This window comes from Paraburkholderia sp. Cy-641 (assembly GCF_011752945.1).
Taxonomy (GTDB): domain Bacteria; phylum Pseudomonadota; class Gammaproteobacteria; order Burkholderiales; family Burkholderiaceae; genus Paraburkholderia.
On the sequence record NZ_VWWM01000132.1, the window covers coordinates 1 to 1,486 of the forward strand.

A 1,486-nucleotide genomic window follows, 5' to 3' on the forward strand; every position below is an offset into this window, starting at 1 on the left:
TACAACCGTCGTTCGAAAAACATCACGCAAGGTGTAGCGCGCTCGCCGAATCGCTCGATGTACTACGCGCTCGGCTACCAGAAAGAGGACTTCGACAAGCCGATGATCGGCGTCGCCAACGGCCACTCGACCATCACGCCGTGCAACGCCGGCCTGCAGCGTCTCGCCGACGCGGCCGTCGCCGCGATCAAGCTGGCCGACGCGAACCCGCAGATCTTCGGCACGCCGACGATCTCGGACGGCATGTCGATGGGCACCGAGGGCATGAAGTACTCGCTCGTGTCGCGCGAGGTGATCGCCGATTGCATCGAGACCTGCGTGCAGGGGCAATGGATGGACGGCGTGGTCGTGATCGGCGGCTGCGACAAGAACATGCCGGGCGGCATGATCGGCCTCGCGCGCATGAACGTGCCGGGCATCTACGTGTACGGCGGCACGATCCGCCCCGGCAACTGGAAAGGCACCGATCTGACGATCGTGTCGTCGTTCGAGGCGGTCGGCGAATTCACGGCGGGCCGCATGTCGCAGGAAGACTTCGACGGCATCGAGAAAAACGCGTGCCCGTCGACCGGTTCGTGCGGCGGCATGTACACGGCCAACACGATGAGCTCGTCGTTCGAGGCGCTCGGCATGTCGCTGATGTATTCGTCGACGATGGCGAACCCCGACGAGGAAAAGGTCGACTCGGCCGCCGAGTCGGCGCGCGTGCTCGTCGAAGCGGTCAAGCGGGATCTGAAGCCGCGCGACATCATCACGAAGCAGTCGATCGAAAACGCGGTCGCGCTCATCATGGCGACCGGCGGCTCGACCAACGCGGTGCTGCACTACCTCGCGATCGCGCACGCAGCCGAGGTCGAATGGACTATCGAAGACTTCGAGCGCATGCGCAAGAAAGTGCCGGTGATCTGCAACCTGAAGCCGTCGGGCCAGTATGTGGCGACCGATCTGCACAAGGCGGGCGGCATCCCGCAGGTGCTGAAGATCCTGCTCGACGCCGGCCTGCTGCACGGCGACTGCATCACGATCACCGGCAGGACGATCGCCGAGGAACTGAAGGACGTGCCAGCCAAACCGCGCGGCGATCAGCGGGTGATCTTCCCGATCGACCAGGCGCTCTACGCCGAGGGCCACCTCGCGATCCTCAAAGGCAATCTGGCCGAAGACGGCGCGGTCGCCAAGATCACGGGCTTGAAGAATCCGGTCATCACGGGCCCGGCGCGCGTGTTCGACGACGAGCAAAGCGCGCTCGAAGCGATCCTCGCGGACAGGATCGTCGCCGGCGACGTCGTGGTGCTGCGCTACCTCGGCCCGAAGGGCGGCCCCGGCATGCCGGAGATGCTCGCGCCGACCTCGGCGATCATCGGCAAGGGGCTCGGCGAATCGGTCGGGCTCATCACCGACGGCCGCTTCTCGGGCGGCACGTGGGGCATGGTAGTCGGGCACGTTGCGCCAGAAGCGTTCGTCGGCGGCACGATCGCGCTCGTGC

General features: G+C 65.7%; 1 protein-coding gene. It reads left to right on the top strand.

What is annotated here, in order from left to right; genetic code table 11:
* Positions 1–1,486: dihydroxy-acid dehydratase (gene ilvD, locus F3J20_RS31660; protein WP_167285832.1), on the top strand; the 1,486-nt coding region annotated here is incomplete at both ends.